Source organism: Rhizobium sp. PP-F2F-G48, from assembly GCF_004342335.1.
GTDB lineage: Bacteria > Pseudomonadota > Alphaproteobacteria > Rhizobiales > Rhizobiaceae > Ferranicluibacter.
This window is the reverse complement of record NZ_SLVH01000002.1, coordinates 202,530-220,956: the sequence shown is the minus strand read 5'-3', so window position 1 is coordinate 220,956 and position 18,427 is coordinate 202,530. Positions and strand designations below refer to the sequence as shown.

The window sequence follows — 18,427 nt, the reverse complement described above, 5'->3', positions numbered from 1 at the left end:
TTACGCGGTCCGAAGCGAATCGAGAACGGCGCTGGCCGCCTGCATGTCGCGCCAGCGCAGTTCACGGCGCTGGAACGCTTCGTCGTCCGTGCCCCAATGCTCGATCTGCCAATCCTCATCGAGATGCGCCAGCGCCCAGGCCTCGTCCACGCTCAGGCGGCGCTCGGCAATGGCCAGCGGCAAGATCGCGGAACCGGTGAGCGTGGTCATGGCGTGCAGCGCCGAGAGCGCGAGCGGTGTCCGATAGGCGCGCAGCGCGTCGGCGAATGCAGAGATCGCGGCCTGCGGCTGGCTCTGGTGGATCACGCCTTCCGCAAGGATGAAATGCGCACCGAACGTGACCGACATCCAGTCGAGAATCGGGTCCCACTGCGCCTGCTGACGGGCGACGAGCCCCTCCGGCTGGGCGGCGCGGTAGCAAAGCATGTCCGTGCCTGAAAAGTTGAGCATATCGTCGAACACGGCGCCGATGTCCTTCGAGACGCCGTCGAGCGCGCTGTTGACGAGACGTGTCACCGGCATGATGCCGGGATCGATTTGTTCGACCTGGGCCTCCCATTCCGCCGCCAGGCGTTCGGCCAGACTTCTAGTCGGTACGGCGAGCACCTGCTTGGCGGGGGTCTTCACCGGGCGACCGTCGAGAAGAATGGCGAATGTGCCATCCTCGACGGGGCCAATCGAGACATCCTTGTAAAATCGCTTTGGCAGGGGCTTCAGCATCTGGATCTGCGCACGCCGGACCGGGTCGGGATCGGTGAACGTGTTGGTGAAGTCGTCGCGGATATCAGGCATGCGCAGTCTCCAGCAGAGCAAGGATATCGTCCGGCGTCTGGACGATATGGTCGGCGCCGGCGGCAAGAAGGGCAGTCGGGGGCGCATAGCCCCAGGAAACGCCGATCGCTGTCGCGCCCGCACCCTTTGCCATCTGCATATCGTAAATGGCATCGCCGATGACAAGCGTGTCGCGCGGCTCGAAGCCAGCTTCCGCGCAGCATTCGGTGACCATAGCCGGGTGCGGCTTTGACGGGCAGTCGTCGGCCGTGCGCGAGACCGTGAAATGAAAACCGTGCGACATACGAATGATGTCGAGCCCGCGCCGGGATTTGCCCGTCACCGCACCGATGACGAGGTCCTCGCGCTGCCCGAGCGTGCGCATCAGGGCGGCGATGCCCGGGAAGGGCCGTTCGGAAAAGCCTTCGGCACGCACATCCGTATAGATGGCCTTATAGTGTGCCGTCATCGCGAGCGCCCGATCATCGACATGAGGCTCCCCGGTCAGCCGGGCGATCGCGATGTCGAGGGTCAGCCCGATGATGGACTTCGTGTCATCAAGGGCGGGCGAGGCGAGGCCGAATGCGTCGAACGTCCGCGCCATCGTCTCATGGATCACGCCTGCGCTATCGACCAGCGTGCCGTCGCAATCGAACAGAACCAGCCGCATCATTCCTCTCCGGCATTGGCCATGTCGAAACCGAACAGGTTCCAGGTCTGAACCATATGCTGGGGCATCGGCGCCGTGATCGTCAGGCGTCCGCCATCGGGATGGGGAATGTCGATCTTGCGTGCATGCAGATGGAGGCGGTTCTGGACGCCGCTCGGGAAATTCCAGCTGGGCGCATCATCGAAATATTTGGGATCGCCGAGAATCGGGTGTCCGATGTGCAGGGCATGGACGCGCAGCTGGTGCGTCCGGCCGGTATAGGGCTCCATCTCCAGCCAGGCGAAGTTCTGGCCGGCCTGCTCCAGCACCCGGTAGTAGGAAATCGCATGGTCGGCGCCATCGTCGCCATGGCGGGCGATGCGCATCCGGTCGCCATCCGGCGTCTGCTCCTTGACGAGCCAGCTGGACACCTTGTCCTCGCGCTTGCGCGGCACGCCCTTGACCAGCGACCAGTAGGTCTTCTTCGTGTCGCGCTCGCGAAACGCAGCGGTTAGCTTCTGCGCCGCGCCGCGGGTGCGCGCCACGACCAGAACACCCGATGTATCGCGGTCGAGCCGGTGCACGAGGCGCGGCTTTTCGCCCTTCGGGCTGGTCCAGGCTTCGAGCATCTGATCGATATGCCGGTTGAGGCCGGATCCGCCCTGCACGGCGATGCCCGGCGGCTTGTTGAGCACGATCACCTTGGCGTCCTCATGCAGCAGCATGCGCGACAGAAGTTCGTGGTCGGACGAGTGCTTCAGGTCGTGGTTCGGAATCGGCCCGGTCTTGCGGTTCTCATCGACATCCATCGGCGGAATGCGGATCGACTGCCCGGCTTCCACGCGAAAATCGGATTTCACCCGGCCGCCATTGACGCGAACCTGGCCGGAGCGCAGCAGCTTCTGCAGCGGCCCGAAGCCGAGGCCGGGATAGTGCACCTTGAACCAGCGATCGAGGCGCATGCCGTTTTCATCGGCTTCCACCGTCTTGTGCTCGATACCCGCCATGTCCCGGTCTTTCGTCCTTGGCGGCCAAAGGGCCAGCCATCCATCATCGTCAAGCGCCCGCTTTAGACGATTGCGCGCATCAGGGCCAGACCTGCAACGACGGCGAGGCCGGAAAGGACGAGGCTGAGGGCCACATAGAGCGCCGCCGCGCCGAATTGGCCCTGTTCGGCGAGCATTGCTGCATCGAGCGAGAAGGCCGAGAAGGTGGTGTAGCCACCAAGGATGCCGGTGACGAGGAACAGACGCAGCTCGGGCGAGGCCCCGAACCGTCGGGCTACGACCTCGGACAGCACGCCGATGAGGAACGAGCCGGTGACATTGACGAACAGCGTTCCCCAGGGAAAGCCCGCCCCCATCAGCCGGACGCTGGCGATCCCGGCGAGATAGCGCAGCACGGAGCCGCCGGCACCGCCAAGCGCGACCAGGAGAATATTCAGCATCGCAGCCGTCTCCCGTCACCGATCGGCGACGTTTGGGGTCGGTCTGCCGTCCCCGTGATCACGCCAGCCGCTCCGCATGCCAGCGCAGATGATCGTCCATGAACGTGGAGATGAAATAATAGGAGTGATCGTAACGCTCCTGCATCCGCAGCGTCAGGGCGATGCCGGTTCCCTTGATCGCGTCCTCGAACAGCCAGGGACGCAGGCCCGTCTCGAGAAAGCCGTCGGCCGTTCCCTGGTCGATCAGGAATTCCGGGAAGCGGGCGCCGTCCTCGACCAGCGCGCAGGCATCATAAGCCCGCCATGCGGCTTTGTCCGCGCCGAGATATTTCTCGAACGCGCCGATCGACCAATCGGCCGTCGAGGGCTGGACGATGGGCGCGAAGGCCGAGCAGCTGCGGAAGCGGTCCGGGTTTTTGAGTGCGATGGTCATCGCGCCATGGCCGCCCATCGAGTGGCCAAAGATCGCCTGACGGCTCATGTCGGCGCGAAATTGCGCGGCGATCAGCGCCGGCAGTTCCTGCGTGATATAGGTTTCCATACGATAATGGCGCGCCCAGGGCTCCTGCGTCGCGTCGAGATAGAAGCCGGCACCCTTGCCCATCTGCCAGTTTGCCGCCTCGTCCGCGACATCGCCGCCGCGCGGACTGGTATCCGGGCAGACGATGATGAGGCCGAGTTCGGCCGCAAGCCGGCGGTACTCGCCCTTCTCCATCACATTGGCATGGCTGCAGGTCAGGCCGGAGAGATACCAGACGACCGGGCAGGGCTGGCTCACCGCCTGCGGCGGCACGAAGACGGCAAAGGTCATATCGCAGTCGCAGGCCTCCGAACGATGCGAATAGACGCCTTGCATGCCGCGGAAGGCGATGGTCTGAGACAGGACTTTCATGGGAGACTTCCTCTGGGCAGGTCGGACGATGTGTTCAGAGCAAAGCGACCGCGGCATTGACCGCCACGGCGATGAGCACGGTGTTGAAGAAATAGGAGACGACGGCGTGGATCAGGTTGATCTTGCGCATGGCCGTCGTGTTGATCGCGACGTCCGACGTTTGCGCCGTCATGCCGATGACGAAGGAAAAATAGAGGAAATCGAAGATGCCCGGCATGTCCGTTCCCGGAAAGTCGAGGCCGCGACGATTGCCGTTCTCACCCGCGTCGTCATCTGCAAGCTCGGGGCTCCAGTAGCGGTGCGCGTAGTGAATCGCCGCCATCGTGTGGACCGTCAGCCAGCCGAGCGCCACGGAGGCGAAGGCGAGGATCTGCTCGGGAAGCGGCGCTCCATCCTTCTCGTTCAACGCCTGAAACAGGGAGCCGAGGCAGATGACGACGGCCGCAAGGGTGACGCCGAGAATGACGATCTCCGGCTCGTCGGTGCCGGCCGCATTTTCTTTGAGATAAGCCCCGCTCAGCGTCGGAATGCGGATCGCGATCATGCCGAGATAGACGAGGAAGAACAGGACGGCCGCGAGCTCGATGGCGAACCGCCCGCTTTCGAGGAAGCCCACCGGCAGCGACAAAGCGGCCGCGATGGCGCCGAGCGTAAAGGGAAGATGCCGCCGGGGGATGAGTGCGCCACGTGCGTCCGCCAAGGGTTCAGGCCTGCTTTGCGCGCCGGCAGAGCCGGTCGAGCGTTTCGAGAAAGGCCGAGCGGTCGCGGGCGGTAAAGGCGGCATTGAAGCCGCGGCTTTCGCCCGTTTCTCTCAGATGGGCGCCGAGATCCCGCATGGCGGTGGCCATGCCGATATTGGCGACATCGAAGACGCGCCCCGTGGGTCCGGTCACGAGCGCGCCCTTGGCAACGCAGCGTCCTGCAAGAGGCACATCCGCCGTGATGACCACGTCGCCGGGGCCTGCACGCTCCGCGATCCAGTCGTCGGCCGCATCGAAGCCGGCCGAGACGATCACGTTCGTCACCATCGGATCGCGCGACGGACGCAGCCCGGAATTGGCAACCAGCGTCACCGGCAGATCATGCCGTTCGGCGACCTTCAGGATCTCCGGCTTGACGGGGCAGGCATCGGCATCGACGTAGATCACGCGACCTCCAGCGAAACGGGCGGCGGCTGCCGGAGCATGTCCACATGCGGAATGCCGTCCTCGACATAGTCGTCCGACGTCGCCTCGAAGCCGAGGCGCTCATAGAACGCCCGCAGATGGCTCTGCGCGGACAGCGCGATCGGCGCGCCCGGAAAGGCGGTCTCGCAGGCGGAGATCGCCTCGCGCATCACGGCGTTGCCGAGCTGCTTTCCGCGGTGATCCGGCGAGACGACGACGCGACCGATGCGCGCCGGTTCGCCCGACCCTATGGGCGGCAACAGCCGCGCGGAGGCGACGAGCACGTCGCCCTCCATCAGCCGGAGATGCAGTGCCGTCGCATCCTTGCCGTCGAGCTCGGGGTAGGGGCAGGTCTGCTCCACCACGAACACATCGACACGCATCTTCAGCAATGCATAGAGGTCGGCCGCGGACAGGGCATCCATCGCCCGCAGGTCGACCTCGTAGGGCGTGTGTCCCATCAATAGATCACGACGCTGCGGATGCTTTCGCCCGCATGCATCAGGTCGAAGCCCTTGTTGATGTCCTCGAGCGGCATCGTGTGGGTGATCATCGGGTCGATCTGGATCTTGCCCTCCATGTACCATTCGACGATCTTCGGCACGTCGGTGCGGCCGCGCGCGCCACCGAAGGCGGTGCCCATCCAGTTGCGGCCGGTGACCAGCTGGAAGGGGCGGGTGGAGATTTCCTGGCCCGCGCCGGCAACGCCGATGATGACGGATTTGCCCCAGCCACGATGCGAAGACTCAAGCGCCTGGCGCATCACCTTGGTGTTGCCTGTGCAGTCGAACGTGTAGTCGGCGCCGCCGATCGTGTCGCCATTGCGCTTCGTCATGTTGACGAGGAAGGGCACGATGTCGTCGCCGACCTCCTTCGGATTGACGAAATGCGTCATGCCGAACTTTTCGCCCCAGGCCTTGCGGTCGTTGTTGATGTCGACGCCGATGATCATGTCCGCGCCGGCCAGACGCAGGCCCTGCAGTACGTTCAGCCCGATGCCGCCGAGACCGAAGACGATGGCCGTCGAGCCGATCTCCACCTTGGCCGTGTTGATGACGGCGCCAATGCCGGTCGTGACGCCGCAGCCGATATAGCAGATCTTGTCGAAGGGCGCGTCCGGGTTGACCTTGGCGAGCGCGATTTCCGGCAGGACCGTGAAATTGGCGAAGGTCGAGCAGCCCATGTAGTGGAAGATCTTGTCCTTGCCGATCGAGAACCGCGAGGTGCCGTCCGGCATGAGGCCCTGGCCCTGCGTGGCGCGGATGGAGGTGCAGAGGTTCGTCTTGCGCGACAGGCACGAATAGCACTCGCGGCATTCCGGCGTGTAGAGCGGAATGACATGGTCGCCCTTCTTCAGCGACGTTACGCCCGGGCCGACATCGACCACGATGCCCGCACCCTCATGGCCGAGAATGGCGGGAAACAAGCCTTCCGGATCGGCACCCGACAGGGTGAACTCGTCCGTGTGGCAGATGCCGGTCGCCTTGATCTCGACGAGAACTTCGCCGGCGCGCGGTCCATCCAGTTGCACGGTCATGATTTCGAGGGGTTTGCCAGCTTGAACGGCAACGGCAGCGCGAACGTCCATGAAATGTCTCCTGGATCTAATGCTTTTGATGGGGCGCGATGCCGAGCGGCCGGCGCGCACGATTCGATATCTCTGTTCAGATACTCTTTAGGACGCGGCGAAGCGAGGTCTCAAGCGCGTCTATCGCCTTTCCCGCCTGCGCCTGCAGCGCCTTCGCGCTCTCGAGTTCCTCGAGCAGGCCCTGTACGGCCAAGGGCGAGAGGGTGATGCCGGACGGCTCGGTGATCCCGGCGATCAGCCATCGCGGCGTCACGCCCAGGAGATCCGCGAGCAGCGCCAGCTTTTCTCCCTCCGGCTCGCTGCGGTCGCGCTCCCAGTCGGAGACCGTCTCCGGCAATACTGTAAGGCGCTCGGCAAGGTCGGCGAGGCTGAGATTGAGCACGCCGCGTGCGCGAAACAGCCGCCCGCCGGGCGTGTCCGTGTCGCGCGGCTGCCGCAGCATGGCCATCATGGCGTCTGTTGATACCCGCATGGCGTTCTCCTCATCGTGCTCCCGCCTGCTGGGCCATGGCGTCATGGCCGCAGGGCGCGGGAGCCTTCTTCCGCCCCAGCCTTCTTTTGCCCAAGCCTACATCCACGGTCGGGAAAGAAAAGGGCTCGCAGCGTCAAATATCCGTCGGGCTACGCCTTGCGGAAACGGCCGGGAGAGCATTGCCATGGGCTGCGTCCGACCTCGGATCTGGAGCTTGATTCGCATGACCCGCCCATCTTCTGACCTGCCCGAAACCGCGACGCCCGAAACCGGCACGCCCGCGACCGTTATGCAGGGCGTCCTCCTGCTGCTCACCGCCATGATGATCCTGCCCTGCATGGATGCCATCGCGAAATATATGGCGGTCGAGCTCGGAATGTCGCCGGCGCAGGTGACGTTCTACCGCTTCTTCTTCCAGCTCGTCGCGACGCTGCCGATGCTGCTTCGACTGGGCGGCCCGAAGGCGCTGGTGCCGCAGCGGCCCTGGTACAACATGCTGCGCGGCGTGCTGCTTGCCGCCGCATCGCTCTTTTTCTTCGTATCCGTGAAATACATGCCGCTCGCCGACGTGTTCGCGATCTATTTCGTTGAGCCGTTCATCCTGACCTGCCTTTCGGCGCTGATCCTCGGTGAAAAGGTCGGTTGGCGGCGGTGGACGGCAATCGGCATCGGCTTTTTCGGCGCAATGATCGTGATCCAGCCGAGCTTTCAGGTCTTCGGCCTGACCGCGCTGATGCCGGTGGCCTGCGCCTTTCTCTTTGCCTGCTATCTCCTGATGAACCGCGCCTCCGGTGCCGCCGACACGCCGCTCGCGATGCAGACCTTTGCCGGCGTCGGCGGCACGCTGTTCATGGCGGCGACCATCGCCCTCGGCCATGGCATGGGCGCGGCGGATTTCGTGCCGTCGCTGCCGCAGACGCCGCTCGGATGGGGCCTCGTCATCGCGCTCGGCACGATCTCCGGCTATGGGCACCTGATGGTGGTCAAGGCGTTTCAGGCCGCACCCGCCTCCGTGCTGGCGCCGCTGCACTATTTCGAGATCATCGCGGCGACCATCCTCGGCTATCTCGTCTTCGGCGAATTCCCGACCGCCTCGAAATGGCTCGGCGTCGCCATCATCGTCGGCTCCGGCCTGTTCATGATCTGGCGGGAGCGTCGCCAGCCGGTGCACTGACGACCACAGGGGCCGTCCTGTCGGATATCGTCGGCCCGAACACCTCCTCGAACGCATCGCGAAGCCGCATGTCGGCATCCTCCATCATCACCGGCAATCCGAGATCGACGAGACTGGTCACGCCGTGCCCGCGAATGCCGCACGGCACGATGCCACCGAAATGGTCGAGATCGGGATCGACATTCAGCGACAGGCCGTGAAAACTCACCCAGCGCCGCAGGCGGATACCGATCGCGGCGATCTTGTCCTCGACGGGCGTACCATCGGGCAGGGGGGCTTTTTCGGGTCGGCGGACCCAGACGCCAACGCGATCCTCGCGCCGCTCGCCGGTGACGTTCATGCTGGCCAGCGTGCGGATGACGAGATCTTCCAGCGCCGCCACGAAGGCGCGAACGTCCTGCCGGCGTCGCTTGAGGTCGAGCATGACATAGACCACGCGCTGACCCGGGCCATGATAGGTGTACTCGCCGCCGCGCCCCGTTGCAAAGACCGGAAAGCGGTCGGGCATCACGAGATCGGCCGAATCGGCGCTGGTACCCGCGGTGTAAAGCGGCGGATGCTCGACCATCCAGACGAGCTCATCCGCCTCACCGGCCGCGATGGCGGCCACCTCGCGCTCCATCGTCTCCACGGCGACGTCGTAGGGTACGAGTCCATCGGCAATCCGCCAGCGGACGGGCGGGTTACCATCGACGGCAAAGAAACGACTATCGAGAGCGTCGCGCTGCATGGGTCTTCCTGCAAATGCTGCGGGGCATCGAAGGAAAATCCCATGCCGCGCAGTTCCGGTGTCCTGTGGGATCGAGCCTGTGTCTCCGTGCAGACACGGGCCCAGCCAGCCGATCGGTCGCCTCTAGATGGGGCTTTGTGATCAAGGGTTAAAGTCGGAATTCCCGGCTCTGTCCACAGGCCCTGGAAATAGTTTTGACCACCGCCAACTTTTCCGCATCCCGCCCTTGTGCCCCCCAAATCCTTTTGCTACATGCACCCCGCCGGAGCAATTCGGATCTACCACGATGCGGTCGTGGCGGAATTGGTAGACGCGCAGCGTTGAGGTCGCTGTGGGGCAACCCGTGGAAGTTCGAGTCTTCTCGACCGCACCAACAGAAACCGGCTTAGGCCGGTTTTTTTGTGTCTAACCGACGGTTTGGGTTCTGGAGGGACCGCCTTCCAGGCTACCCCTTGGACAGAGTTACTTGCTCCTCCGCTCCAAGCACAGACATCCATTGTTAGGATCGTCCCCCATATAGACGTCGCGGGTCTCTTGCTCTTGCTGACCTCGTCAATATGGCCGTGACGCATGTCATGGCGTCGATCCGGCAGCCGCGGGCAGCGGCTCCGGTCAACGTGTCCTCTGCCGATTGACCAAGGCGGACAACGGAACATCGCAGATCAGGGGGCGACATGCCGCTGCCGAGGTCCTGATTTCTCGTATTTCTTCACGATCCGCTCCCGCTTCAGCCGAGACAGGCGCTGGAGCCAGAAGATGCCATTGATCTGGTCGATCTCGTGCTGCAGGCAGATCGCGAGCAGGCCGTCCGCTTCCTCATCCTGCCAGAGTCCTTCAAGGGTCTGATAACGGACCGTGACCGCGGCGGGTCGCTCGACCTCGTCGGTGAAGCCTGGCATGGAGACGCTGCCTTCCATGTGCCGGGTGGTTTCCCGGGAGGCGCTGAGGATCTCCGGGTTGATGAAGATGTGCGGACCGGCCTTCGCATCGATCTCGATGACCGTGATCGCGCGGAGAATGCCGATATGCGGGCCGGTGATGCCGATGCCCGGCGCGGCGCGCAGGGTGTCGAGCAGATCGGTGGCCAGGTCTGCGAGATCGCCGTTGAAGGTGGTGATCGGTTCCGCCGGTGTCCTGAGGCGGGTATCCGGGAAAGGGATGATGGATCGGATCGGCATGCGAAGCTCCCATAGGGTCGCGTTGGAGGATGGTTCAGAGCAGCGCAATCGGGGTCGCGCCTTTCCGCGGTCGCCACGCCTTAAAGCGCCGATGCAGCGCTCGAACGAGCGCGGATTTGACTTCGATTTGTGAGGTTCTGCAACAGCTTGAACAAATTTTCTCGATATGGTCTGCGGCAGCGTCATCTTGGGTGGACCGGCGCACGTCCATGGTCTAGCAGGGAGTGCGGCCGGCCCTAGTTTCCGGTCTGTAACCATCGAGACACTGGCAGAGCCTTTCTTCGAGCCTCGGGCATCGCCCCGGCGCCGGAAACGGCTGAACGATCGCGAGGCGGGCAGATGAGCAACACCGGCGACGACCTGGAGACGCGCGTTCCCGAAACGGATGATGCCTATGACGGGGCCGACATCTATGCCGAGGATGGATCGGTTCGTTCCGACTATCTGATGCATGTCGGTGCCGCGATCGCCGATCGCGACGTGCTCTATCTGCGCCAGCATGTCGCGCGGCTTCACGCGTCCGAAATGGGCGACCTTCTCGAAGCGATCAACCCCGAGCAGCGCCGGGCGATGGTATCGCTGCTCGGCGACGAGTTCGATCTCTCGGCCCTGACGGAGGTGGACGAGGCCATTCGTCTCGACATTGTCGAGCACCTGCCGAACGAGCAGATCGCCGCAGCCCTCGGCGAGATGGATTCGGACGATGCCGTCTACATTCTCGAGGACATGGACCAGGAGGATCAGGAAGCGATCCTCGCAAAACTGCCCTTCACCGAGCGCGTCCGCCTGCGCCGCTCGCTCGATTATCCCGAATCGACTGCCGGCCGGCGCATGCAGACGGAGTTCGTCGCCGTGCCGCCGTTCTGGACGGTCGGTCAGACGATCGACTACATGCGCGAGGACACCGAACTCCCCGAGAGCTTCACTCAGATCTTCGTGATCGACCCGACTTTCCGCCTGCTGGGGACGATCGATCTCGATCGGATTCTCCGCACCAAGCGCTCGGTGAAAATCGAGTCGATCATGCGCGAGACCAACCATCCGGTCCCGGCGGAAATGGACCAGGAAGAGGCGGCGCAGGTCTTCGAGCAGTACAACCTGCTCTCGGCCGCCGTGGTCGATGAGAACCAGCGCCTCGTCGGCGTGCTCACCATCGATGACGTCGTCGACGTCATTCAAGAAGAGGCCGAGGAAGACATCATGCGCCTCGGCGGCGTCGGCGACGAAGAACTGTCCGACTCGGTCATCGATACCTCGCGCTCGCGTGTCGTCTGGCTGATGGTCAATCTGTTCACCGCGATCCTTGCGGCTTCGGTGATCGGTCTTTTCGACAAGGCGATCGAGCACATCGTCGCGCTGGCCGTTCTCATGCCCATCGTGGCCGGCATGGGTGGCAATGCGGGATCGCAGACGATGACGGTGACGGTTCGGGCACTGGCGACGCGCGATCTCGACATCCACAACGCTTTCCGGGTCATCCGGCGCGAGGCGGGCGTTGGCCTTATCAACGGCGCTCTGTTCGGGCTGCTCATCGGACTTGCGGCGGGCACGTGGTTCCAGAGCGCGGATATCGGCGGCATCATCGCCACAGCCATGCTGATCAACATGATCGCGGCGGCGCTGGCCGGCATCTTCATTCCCCTGCTGCTCGACAAGTTCGGCGCGGACCCGGCCGTCTCCTCGGCCGTCTTCGTCACGACCGTCACGGATGTCACCGGCTTCTTCGCATTCCTCGGGCTGGCCTCCTGGTGGTTCGGCATTCACTAAAGCGCGGTGCAGTTGCTCAGATTCGCGCGTTGCGCCTTAGGTGATTGTTGATACGCATGCCGTTCTGGACAATTGCTGCACCTTTTGGCGCGACATGCCTTAGCGACAGCAGGCTGCATCGCTGAAGCCACGATTTCACGCTCGTCAATCGGCCCGTTAGGGACGACTTACGCGTACGCATTGACTTTTACGTAAATGTCGATCAGGATTTCGGTCTGGCAGATGAGGCGTAGTTTGGACAAGTATTATACCATTACGGAACTGACACGGGAATTCGGCGTCTCGACACGAACGCTTCGTTTTTACGAGGACGAGGGGCTGATCCATCCCGAGCGGCGGGGGCGCACCCGTTTCTTCCGCGCGACGGATCGGCATCTGATCAAGGAAATCCTGCGTGGACGTCGCATCGGCTTCAGCATCTCGGAGATCCGCGAGATCATCCAGATGTACAAGGAGCCGCCAGGCGAAGCCGGTCAGCTTCGCCTGATGATGAAACGGCTCGAGGACAAGCGGGCGGAACTGATCCAGAAGCGCCGCGATATCGAGGAAACGCTCGAGGAAATGAGCAATGTCGAGGAGGCCTGCCTGACGCGGCTTGCCGAAATCGGCGTCGGCACCTGACCGACATCCAAGCACCCCGACGCCTCTCGCCGTGACAGCCCCCTGTCGCGGCGTTTGTCGTTCGAGGCGCTACTCCTGCGCCTTCATCGTGCACTGGCCGGCGATCTCGGAGATCCGGCTATCCGTCTGCACGTCGATCTGACCTTGGTCGAGGGGATCGAGAAGGTTTTGTTCGACCAGCCTGTCCAGCGTGCAGCCGCAGAAACGTGCGCAGAATGCCTGCGTCTGGTCACCGGTACAGGTCGCCATGCAGCTCGACTGGAAGGCCGGGCGCGGATCGGGCCGCGCTGCCGGATGGATCATGGCGAAAAGAGCCACCAGCGAGAACAGCAGCGGCTGGTGGATAAGATAGATCGGCAGGCTGTGGCGACCGGCGAACGCTAATCCCCGTTTGATGGAACCTGCCGGACGTTCGGGCGCGCTGGCCGTGTCCAGCCAGCCTTTCGTAAGGGCGATCCGGCCCAGTGCGATGCCAGTGAGAAACGGCGCGAGCCAGGGCAGGAGCGGGACGTAATCGTTCGATCGTGGAAGCGTTTCCGACAGCCCGACCCACCACAAGGAGGGGAGGTCGAAAACAGCGGACCGCAGATAGAAGGGGGCCAGGAACGCGGCGAGGGCCACGAGAAGCGTGACGGCGACCGGAAGGCGCAGAAACAGGAGGCCGATGAGGCTTGCCGCCGCGATCGCGTGGAGAATGCCGAAAAAGATGAAGCCCGTGGGAAAGGCGAACCAGGTCGCAATGCTGATGACGGCGGCGGCTGCCGCGACTTTCGCGAAGCGGATGAGGAACGGGCGGCGGCGAAAGCGGGGGAAATGGCCGAGCACGAGGCTGAAGCCGGCCAGGAGCAGGAAGCTGCTGGCGATCCCGCGGGCGTAGTATTTGAACAGCCCGATGCCCACCGTGCCGGGCGCGAGATATCCGAAATATTCGAGATCCCAGGAGAAATGATAGCTCGCCATGGCGAGGATCGCGATGCCGCGCACGACATCCAGCCAGCCGAGGCGACGGCGCACGGGCCGGCTATCCTCCGGGACTCCGCCGGCGGTATCCGGAGAGGACGGTGCGTTCGAGTTGTTCAGCGACATGGAAACTCCCCTGGAACAGGCTCGGCGACGGTGGAAGCGAATGGGCACCGGAGCATGTGGAAACGTCGGGACGACAGGCCTGCAGGTGCGGCCCTATGGCTCCAGAAGCGCGTCCCGCGCTTCGGAGAAGAACTGCCGTCGAAAGAGAACGACGATGACGATGCCGGTGGCACCCATGAGAATGTAAGGACTGACGAACCAGCCGAGATAGCCGATCGACAGGAAGATGCTGCGCAGGCCCGCATTGAAGTGCTTGGCGGCCACCACGTTCATGCGGATCGCCCGCTCGGCCGCGCGTTCCGCGGCGGCGCGATCCACCTTGGTTTCCGACAGCATCGGAATGCCGCCGATCAGGATCGAGCAGTAGTTGAACAGCCGGTAGGACCAGCCGAATTTGAAGAAAGCATAACCGAAGATGCAGGTCAGCCCGCTGACCTTCAGCTCGAACGCCGTCCTGCCGCCCTGGAAGACATAGGGGAGATCGTTGAAGATTGCCTGCGCCTCGGTAGCACGGCCGAGCAGGGCAAAGCAGCCGCCAAGCGCGAAGATGCAGGTCGAGGCGAAGAAGGCAGTCCCCGCCTGCAGACCGGCAATGATCTGCGTATCGATCATCTTCAGGTCGCGATTGAGGGAATTGAGGATCCAGCGGCGGCGGCGCTCGATCATCAGCCGAGACAGGCTGGTGCGACCGAAGACGGTGCGCCGGTCCGTGACCCAGACATAGCCGCCCCAGAGCAGCGCGAACACCAAGAGTGCGATATAATCGACCAGAACCATGCGGCTCTTGTGGCATGCCCTTCCGAAAAAGCAATATGCTGAAGCGCGTGTCGCCCGTCCTCCGTCCTGCGCCGATGTCGCCTCGTGGCTGTGTCACAGGCCCATGTCGCGCGCGCCTCACCGGATGTCGGTCGGTGCTGCCCGGATCGGGCGGCGATGACCTATGGTCGATGATGAGGAATGCGCGGATCAGGCGCAGATCGGGGTTTCGATGTTTCTTTCGGTATTCGACGTGTTCAAGATCGGCATCGGCCCGTCGAGCTCTCACACCATGGGGCCGATGTCGGCCGCCAATCGCTTTCTGGAGCTGATCCTGTCTCCCGACTGGCCCCGTCCGTCCGGTGCGACCGTGGCCACCATCACCGTCAGCCTGCACGGCTCGCTTGCCCATACCGGCATCGGTCATGGATCGGGCAGGGCGGTCGTCCTCGGCCTGATGGGCGAGCGGCCCGACAGAGTGGATCCCGACCGGATGGACGCGATCATCGAGGCCGTCGAGCGGACGGGCGAGATCACCCCGCCCGGTCATCCGACCTATCGGTTCCAGCCGAAAATCGACCTCGTCTTCGACAAGAAGGTGCCGCTGCCGGGCCATGCCAACGGCATGTCCTTCTCGGCCTTCGACAAGGACGGTCGCCTGCTCCTCAAACGGATCTACTATTCCATCGGCGGCGGCTTCGTCGTGACGGATACGGAACTGGACGCGATGCGCGCCTCCAAGACCAAGCCCGGCGGCGTCAAGGTGCCCTATCCCTTTGCCAATGCAAAGCAGATGCTCGACATGGCGGCGCGATCCGGCTTTTCCATCGCGCAGATGAAGCGGGCGAACGAGGAGTGCTCGATGTCGCGCGAGGAACTGGATGCCGGGCTCGACCGGATCTGGGCCGCCATGAAAAGCTGCATCGACCGCGGGCTTTCGCAGGAAGGTATCCTGCCGGGTGGCCTGAAAGTTCGCCGCCGCGCCGGCATGATCCATGACAAGCTGGAGCAGGAGTGGCGCTCCAACAAGATCAATCCGCTGCTCGCGAACGACTGGCTGAGCGTCTATGCCATGGCCGTGAACGAGGAAAATGCGGCAGGCGGGCGGGTCGTGACATCGCCCACCAACGGTGCGGCCGGCGTCGTGCCGGCCACCATCCGGTATTACCTGCATTTCCATGAGGATGCGGATGACAACGGCATCCGCGATTACCTCCTGACCGCGGCCGCCATCGGCGGCATCATCAAGTTCAACGCTTCGATTTCCGGCGCCGAAGTCGGCTGTCAGGGCGAAGTCGGCTCCGCTTCGGCCATGGCCGCCGCCGGTCTCGCCGCCGTCATGGGAGCCACGCCCGAGCAGATAGAGAACGCCGCCGAAATCGCGCTCGAACATCACCTGGGGATGACCTGCGATCCGGTGGCGGGTCTCGTGCAGGTGCCCTGCATCGAGCGCAACGCGCTGGGCGCCGTCAAGGCGGTCACGGCCGCGTCGCTCGCGCTCAAGGGTGACGGCAGCCACTTCGTGCCGCTCGATGCCTGCATCGAAACGATGCGCCAGACAGGCGTCGATATGCACGACAAGTACAAGGAAACCTCGACCGGCGGTCTCGCGGTCAACGTCGTCGAGTGTTGACGACAGGCGGCTCTTGACGAGGCGACGGCAAGGGTGTTGAACGCGCCATCATGGCCTTGCATCTTCTCAAGCTTTGCGTCGGCGCGGATTCGATCGACGATCTGCGCGACTGGGTCGCCCATCGGGCGCTGAACGCGATGGCAGCCGGCCTCGCGCCACAGTCCTTCCACACCACGCGAATGGTGCCGAAGCGGATGGAGGAGTTGCTCGATGGCGGTTCGCTCTATTGGGTGATCAAGGGGCAGGTGCAGGCCCGCCAGCGCCTGCTCGATATCACCACCTTTACCGACGGCGAGGGCATCGGGCGCTGCAACCTCATTCTCGGCCCGGAGGTCATCGATACGGATTTCCAGCCACGCCGTCCTTTCCAGGGCTGGCGTTACCTGACGGACGCCGATGCGCCGCGCGATCTCGCCTCCGAGACGGCAGACATGCCCAGCGATCTGCGTCGCGAACTGACCGAACTCGGGCTTCTTTGACAGACCTTGCCGCAACGACGAAGCCCGCCGGCGGATTTACGCGCGGCGGGCTTTCGTTGATCGGGGCTCATGCTGAGGCTATTTGATTCTCAGTCGAACCGGGCGGCGCGACGAAGGCGCGGTGACGTGGAGGTGGATGGAGACATCCGGCTGCGTCGAGCGCCAGGCGCGGGCGCCATGCGTGAGCAGCATGCCCACCAGGTCCTTGGTCTTCGACCGCGGCTTTGCGCCGAGTTCGGCAATGCGCATGGCCGCTTCGTGGAGCGGGTGAAGTCCCCGGCGCGGTGCGCGGCGAACCTTGTTGTCGGGGAGCAGAGGGGCTCCCGAACCGTTTTCATTCATCGACATGACTGACCCCGTTGACGCAAAACAAATCCGAGGAGGAGGCCGGCGCAACTGGAGACGCCGGCGCTCGTAGGTTGGGACGGGTCGGCGTTTACGCCGACCTTTCCAGAAGACGCGCGCTTATTGAGCGGCGGCCCAGCAGGCGAAACCCTTCTTCTTCAGGGCCGAGCAGGCGTTGACGGCCTTGTCCTGGCTGGAGAAGCCGCCAAAGCGGGCGCGATAGAGCTGGCTGCTGCCGCTCGAAACGGCCACCGTGAAGGGGGTGGCGGCGGAGAGCGCCTTGCCGCCCTTTTCCTTGGCGTTGCCGAGCAGCGTCATGGCCTGGCCCTTGTCGGGCGTCGCGCCGATCTGGATGATCCAGCCGGAAGCGGGCGCCGCCGCCTCGTCTTCCGTGACGGCCTCGGAGGCCTTTCTGGCGACGGAATTCGTGACCTGGCGGTCGATGGCGGCATTGCTGCCGAGCGATGCGAGCTTCTGGCTCTGGGCTTCCAGCGTGTTCGGCTTGGCGAGAACGGGGTTGGCGCTGGCGCTGACCTTGGGTTCTGCGGCATAGGCGACTTCGACGCTGCGGGTCGTTTCCTCGCTGTAGCGGGCGCCGGGAACAGGACCGCTATTGGGCAGGTTGAAGCTGCCGCCGGTCGCCGCTGCGGTCGAGACCTGGCGGGATTCGCTCGCCGAAAGGGTCGGCGCATCCTGGGTTTCCGCAACGAGATTGCCGCTGCCGCTGCGCGAGGCTGCCGGCATGTACTTGGCGACGAGAGCACGCATCTGCGCATCGCGGGCGCCGCCCGACTTGCCGCCGAGAACCACGCCGACGATGCTGCGGCCGTCGGCCTGCGCCGAGGTCACGAGGTTGAAGCCGGCGGCACGGGTGTAGCCCGTCTTGATGCCATCGACGCCGCGGACATTGCCGAGCAGACGGTTGTGATTGCCGATGACCTGCCGGCCGAAGGTGAAGCTGCGGGTCGAGAAATAGCTGTAATACTGCGGAAAATGCTGACGAAGCGCCATGCCGAGCCGGGCCTGGTCGCGCGCGGTGGTCATCTGGGCGTCGTTCGGTAGGCCATTGGCGTTGCGATAGGTGGTGCGCGTCATGCCGAGCGCACGGGCCTTGCTGGTCATGATCCGGGCGAAGCGGTCTTCCGAGCCGCCGAGAAATTCGCCGAGCGCCGTTGCTGCATCGTTGGCGGAACGCGTCACGAGCGCCTGGATCGCCTGCTCGACGGTGATCGTCTGGCCGGCGCGAACGCCGAGCTTCGAGGGCGGTTCTGCGGAGGCATTCTTGGAGAAGGGAACGGGTGTGTCCTTGCGGACCTTTCCGGCTTCCAGCGCTTCGAAGGTCAGATAGAGGGTCATCATCTTCGTAAGCGAAGCGGGATAGCGCAGGCTGTCGGCATCTTCGCTGTAGAGCACCTTGCCGGTTTTCGCATCGACGACGATGCCCGCATACTTGGCAGCCATTGCAGGGGCTGCAAACACACAGACCGCCACGACGGAGGCAACGATCATACGTGAAGCCGTTTTGAAGAATGGGGTCGGCTGACGCTCGGTGGAACCGTTCAATGTTGGCATGGACACTACGCTTCTCTTCATTCTCAGATCAAAAATTGTCGTCCGGGCATCGCCCCCCTACGGACGACCGTTGCCCAGACTTTATCGTCACAGCGTTACCA

General features: G+C 63.9%; 21 protein-coding genes and 1 tRNA gene. 6 read left to right on the top strand and 16 right to left on the bottom strand.

Annotated elements, in window-relative coordinates; translation table 11 throughout:
- From C8J36_RS05615 to C8J36_RS05570, 10 genes are all read right to left on the bottom strand, one after another.
- Complete coding sequence (locus C8J36_RS05615) at positions 1-792, bottom strand: ATP12 family chaperone protein (RefSeq protein ID WP_132533353.1); 792 nt, start codon at positions 790-792, stop codon at positions 1-3.
- Complete coding sequence (locus tag C8J36_RS05610; RefSeq protein ID WP_132533917.1) at positions 785-1,441, bottom strand: HAD-IA family hydrolase; 657 nt, start codon at positions 1,439-1,441, stop codon at positions 785-787. The genes C8J36_RS05615 and C8J36_RS05610 overlap by 8 nt, the downstream gene beginning before the upstream one ends.
- Positions 1,441-2,427 (bottom strand): RluA family pseudouridine synthase, encoded by a 987-nt coding sequence (locus C8J36_RS05605; protein WP_062596564.1) that lies wholly within the window; start codon positions 2,425-2,427, stop codon positions 1,441-1,443. The genes C8J36_RS05610 and C8J36_RS05605 overlap by 1 nt, the downstream gene beginning before the upstream one ends.
- Before the next feature lie 62 nt (positions 2,428-2,489).
- Positions 2,490-2,867 (bottom strand): fluoride efflux transporter CrcB, encoded by a 378-nt coding sequence (gene crcB, locus C8J36_RS05600; RefSeq protein ID WP_132533351.1) that lies wholly within the window; start codon positions 2,865-2,867, stop codon positions 2,490-2,492.
- A gap of 58 nt (positions 2,868-2,925) precedes the next feature.
- The gene (gene fghA / locus C8J36_RS05595; RefSeq protein ID WP_132533349.1) at positions 2,926-3,759 is read right to left on the bottom strand and encodes an S-formylglutathione hydrolase; all 834 of its coding nucleotides are present in this window, start codon (positions 3,757-3,759) and stop codon (positions 2,926-2,928) included.
- Between the two features lie 34 nt (positions 3,760-3,793).
- Positions 3,794-4,387 carry a DUF1345 domain-containing protein gene (locus C8J36_RS05590; protein WP_245506484.1) on the bottom strand — a complete coding sequence of 198 codons (594 nt, stop codon included), beginning with the start codon at positions 4,385-4,387 and terminating at the stop codon, positions 3,794-3,796.
- 76 nt (positions 4,388-4,463) lie between these two features.
- Positions 4,464-4,907: a YaiI/YqxD family protein gene (locus C8J36_RS05585; protein WP_062596561.1), complete on the bottom strand. Its 444-nt coding sequence runs from the start codon at positions 4,905-4,907 to the stop codon at positions 4,464-4,466.
- Positions 4,904-5,386, bottom strand: a complete 483-nt coding sequence (locus C8J36_RS05580) for a GNAT family N-acetyltransferase (RefSeq protein WP_132533346.1) — start codon at positions 5,384-5,386, stop codon at positions 4,904-4,906. The genes C8J36_RS05585 and C8J36_RS05580 overlap by 4 nt, the downstream gene beginning before the upstream one ends.
- Positions 5,386-6,513 carry an S-(hydroxymethyl)glutathione dehydrogenase/class III alcohol dehydrogenase gene (locus C8J36_RS05575; protein WP_132533345.1) on the bottom strand — a complete coding sequence of 376 codons (1,128 nt, stop codon included), beginning with the start codon at positions 6,511-6,513 and terminating at the stop codon, positions 5,386-5,388. Before C8J36_RS05575 ends, C8J36_RS05580 begins: the two co-directional genes overlap by 1 nt.
- Before the next feature lie 76 nt (positions 6,514-6,589).
- On the bottom strand, positions 6,590-6,985 hold the full coding sequence (locus C8J36_RS05570; protein ID WP_132533344.1) for a helix-turn-helix transcriptional regulator: 396 nt from the start codon (positions 6,983-6,985) through the stop codon (positions 6,590-6,592).
- Between the two features lie 289 nt (positions 6,986-7,274).
- On the opposite strand from C8J36_RS05570, the gene C8J36_RS05565 reads away from it, so the two are divergent.
- The gene (locus tag C8J36_RS05565; RefSeq protein ID WP_132533915.1) at positions 7,275-8,159 is read left to right on the top strand and encodes a DMT family transporter; all 885 of its coding nucleotides are present in this window, start codon (positions 7,275-7,277) and stop codon (positions 8,157-8,159) included.
- On the opposite strand, the gene lipB is transcribed toward C8J36_RS05565, so the two are convergent.
- Positions 8,122-8,889, bottom strand: coding sequence for a lipoyl(octanoyl) transferase LipB (gene lipB / locus C8J36_RS05560; protein WP_132533343.1), 768 nt, complete (start codon positions 8,887-8,889; stop codon positions 8,122-8,124). The two genes, C8J36_RS05565 and lipB, sit on opposite strands and share 38 nt — an antisense overlap.
- Positions 8,890-9,177: 288 nt before the next feature.
- On the opposite strand from lipB, the gene C8J36_RS05555 reads away from it, so the two are divergent.
- Positions 9,178-9,262: transfer RNA gene (locus C8J36_RS05555), tRNA-Leu, on the top strand.
- Positions 9,263-9,551: 289 nt separating this feature from the next.
- On the opposite strand, the gene C8J36_RS05550 is transcribed toward C8J36_RS05555, so the two are convergent.
- The gene (locus tag C8J36_RS05550; protein WP_132533342.1) at positions 9,552-10,067 is read right to left on the bottom strand and encodes a peptide deformylase; all 516 of its coding nucleotides are present in this window, start codon (positions 10,065-10,067) and stop codon (positions 9,552-9,554) included.
- A 339-nt stretch (positions 10,068-10,406) separates the two neighbouring features.
- Between C8J36_RS05550 and mgtE the strand changes: the two genes are divergently transcribed.
- On the top strand, positions 10,407-11,834 hold the full coding sequence (gene mgtE / locus C8J36_RS05545; RefSeq protein ID WP_062596555.1) for a magnesium transporter: 1,428 nt from the start codon (positions 10,407-10,409) through the stop codon (positions 11,832-11,834).
- 234 nt (positions 11,835-12,068) lie between these two features.
- Positions 12,069-12,455, top strand: coding sequence for a MerR family DNA-binding transcriptional regulator (locus C8J36_RS05540; RefSeq protein WP_062596554.1), 387 nt, complete (start codon positions 12,069-12,071; stop codon positions 12,453-12,455).
- A 69-nt stretch (positions 12,456-12,524) separates the two neighbouring features.
- On the opposite strand, the gene C8J36_RS05535 is transcribed toward C8J36_RS05540, so the two are convergent.
- A complete protein-coding gene (locus tag C8J36_RS05535) occupies positions 12,525-13,541 on the bottom strand; it encodes a DUF1624 domain-containing protein (RefSeq protein WP_132533341.1) in 1,017 nt (338 codons plus the stop codon).
- A gap of 93 nt (positions 13,542-13,634) precedes the next feature.
- Positions 13,635-14,318 (bottom strand): DUF599 family protein, encoded by a 684-nt coding sequence (locus C8J36_RS05530; RefSeq protein WP_132533340.1) that lies wholly within the window; start codon positions 14,316-14,318, stop codon positions 13,635-13,637.
- Between the two features lie 211 nt (positions 14,319-14,529).
- Here C8J36_RS05530 and C8J36_RS05525 point away from each other — a divergent pair, with 211 nt between their 5' ends.
- The gene (locus C8J36_RS05525; RefSeq protein ID WP_132533339.1) at positions 14,530-15,930 is read left to right on the top strand and encodes an L-serine ammonia-lyase; all 1,401 of its coding nucleotides are present in this window, start codon (positions 14,530-14,532) and stop codon (positions 15,928-15,930) included.
- Positions 15,931-15,980: 50 nt separating this feature from the next.
- Positions 15,981-16,409 carry a DUF1489 family protein gene (locus C8J36_RS05520; RefSeq protein WP_132533338.1) on the top strand — a complete coding sequence of 143 codons (429 nt, stop codon included), beginning with the start codon at positions 15,981-15,983 and terminating at the stop codon, positions 16,407-16,409.
- 78 nt (positions 16,410-16,487) lie between these two features.
- On the opposite strand, the gene C8J36_RS05515 is transcribed toward C8J36_RS05520, so the two are convergent.
- Both C8J36_RS05515 and C8J36_RS05510 read right to left on the bottom strand, forming a co-directional pair.
- Positions 16,488-16,757, bottom strand: a complete 270-nt coding sequence (locus C8J36_RS05515) for a hypothetical protein (RefSeq protein WP_062596550.1) — start codon at positions 16,755-16,757, stop codon at positions 16,488-16,490.
- Positions 16,758-16,874: 117 nt separating this feature from the next.
- Positions 16,875-18,326 carry an SPOR domain-containing protein gene (locus C8J36_RS05510; RefSeq protein WP_132533336.1) on the bottom strand — a complete coding sequence of 484 codons (1,452 nt, stop codon included), beginning with the start codon at positions 18,324-18,326 and terminating at the stop codon, positions 16,875-16,877.
- Positions 18,327-18,427 lie beyond the last annotated feature (101 nt).

What these genes read in the sequence shown, in the direction of transcription:
- C8J36_RS05615 (WP_132533353.1), bottom strand. Translation starts at nt 792, where the DNA reads ATGCCTGATATCCGCGACGACTTCACCAACACGTTCACCGATCCCGAC.
- C8J36_RS05610 (WP_132533917.1), bottom strand. Translation starts at nt 1,441, where the DNA reads ATGCGGCTGGTTCTGTTCGATTGCGACGGCACGCTGGTCGATAGCGCA.
- C8J36_RS05605 (WP_062596564.1), bottom strand. Translation starts at nt 2,427, where the DNA reads ATGGCGGGTATCGAGCACAAGACGGTGGAAGCCGATGAAAACGGCATG.
- crcB (WP_132533351.1), bottom strand. Translation starts at nt 2,867, where the DNA reads ATGCTGAATATTCTCCTGGTCGCGCTTGGCGGTGCCGGCGGCTCCGTG.
- fghA (WP_132533349.1), bottom strand. Translation starts at nt 3,759, where the DNA reads ATGAAAGTCCTGTCTCAGACCATCGCCTTCCGCGGCATGCAAGGCGTC.
- C8J36_RS05580 (WP_132533346.1), bottom strand. Translation starts at nt 5,386, where the DNA reads ATGGGACACACGCCCTACGAGGTCGACCTGCGGGCGATGGATGCCCTG.
- C8J36_RS05575 (WP_132533345.1), bottom strand. Translation starts at nt 6,513, where the DNA reads ATGGACGTTCGCGCTGCCGTTGCCGTTCAAGCTGGCAAACCCCTCGAA.
- C8J36_RS05570 (WP_132533344.1), bottom strand. Translation starts at nt 6,985, where the DNA reads ATGCGGGTATCAACAGACGCCATGATGGCCATGCTGCGGCAGCCGCGC.
- C8J36_RS05565 (WP_132533915.1), top strand. Translation starts at nt 7,275, where the DNA reads ATGCAGGGCGTCCTCCTGCTGCTCACCGCCATGATGATCCTGCCCTGC.
- lipB (WP_132533343.1), bottom strand. Translation starts at nt 8,889, where the DNA reads ATGCAGCGCGACGCTCTCGATAGTCGTTTCTTTGCCGTCGATGGTAAC.
- C8J36_RS05550 (WP_132533342.1), bottom strand. Translation starts at nt 10,067, where the DNA reads ATGCCGATCCGATCCATCATCCCTTTCCCGGATACCCGCCTCAGGACA.
- mgtE (WP_062596555.1), top strand. Translation starts at nt 10,407, where the DNA reads ATGAGCAACACCGGCGACGACCTGGAGACGCGCGTTCCCGAAACGGAT.
- C8J36_RS05535 (WP_132533341.1), bottom strand. Translation starts at nt 13,541, where the DNA reads ATGTCGCTGAACAACTCGAACGCACCGTCCTCTCCGGATACCGCCGGC.
- C8J36_RS05530 (WP_132533340.1), bottom strand. Translation starts at nt 14,318, where the DNA reads ATGGTTCTGGTCGATTATATCGCACTCTTGGTGTTCGCGCTGCTCTGG.
- C8J36_RS05525 (WP_132533339.1), top strand. Translation starts at nt 14,530, where the DNA reads ATGTTTCTTTCGGTATTCGACGTGTTCAAGATCGGCATCGGCCCGTCG.
- C8J36_RS05520 (WP_132533338.1), top strand. Translation starts at nt 15,981, where the DNA reads ATGGCCTTGCATCTTCTCAAGCTTTGCGTCGGCGCGGATTCGATCGAC.
- C8J36_RS05515 (WP_062596550.1), bottom strand. Translation starts at nt 16,757, where the DNA reads ATGTCGATGAATGAAAACGGTTCGGGAGCCCCTCTGCTCCCCGACAAC.
- C8J36_RS05510 (WP_132533336.1), bottom strand. Translation starts at nt 18,326, where the DNA reads ATGCCAACATTGAACGGTTCCACCGAGCGTCAGCCGACCCCATTCTTC.